Annotated in this window: 1 protein-coding gene; it reads left to right on the top strand. The window is 48.4% G+C overall.

Features of this window, described 5'->3' with window-relative positions; all coding sequences use genetic code 11:
- Positions 1 to 246, top strand: a 246-nt coding sequence (locus tag R2R70_RS22335; RefSeq protein ID WP_410979249.1) for a BCCT family transporter, incomplete at both ends; no start/stop codon positions are given.

Genomic DNA, 246 nt, shown 5'->3' with positions numbered 1-246 from the left:
AGCGTTCGGTGTTCTCGCCATGATGTTCGTCATTTACATCGTGATATCTGACATCGGTAAGATCAAACTAGGCCGCCCAGAAGAAACTCCTGAGTTTTCAGATTCTTCTTGGGCGTCCATGTTATTTTGCGGCGGTATTGGTGCCAGCATTCTTTATTGGGGCAACTTTATAAGTTTGAGCTGGCTGCTCAATATCAGCACCTGTGCCTGTACCACGTGGATAACGTACCGCCGTGCAGCCTGGAT

It is taken from the genome of Cobetia sp. SIMBA_158 (genome assembly GCF_046566945.1).
In the GTDB taxonomy this organism is placed as follows: Bacteria; Pseudomonadota; Gammaproteobacteria; order Pseudomonadales; family Halomonadaceae; genus Cobetia; species Cobetia amphilecti.
Note: the sequence above shows the minus strand (reverse complement) of the source record. Positions and strands in the feature narration are given on the sequence as shown.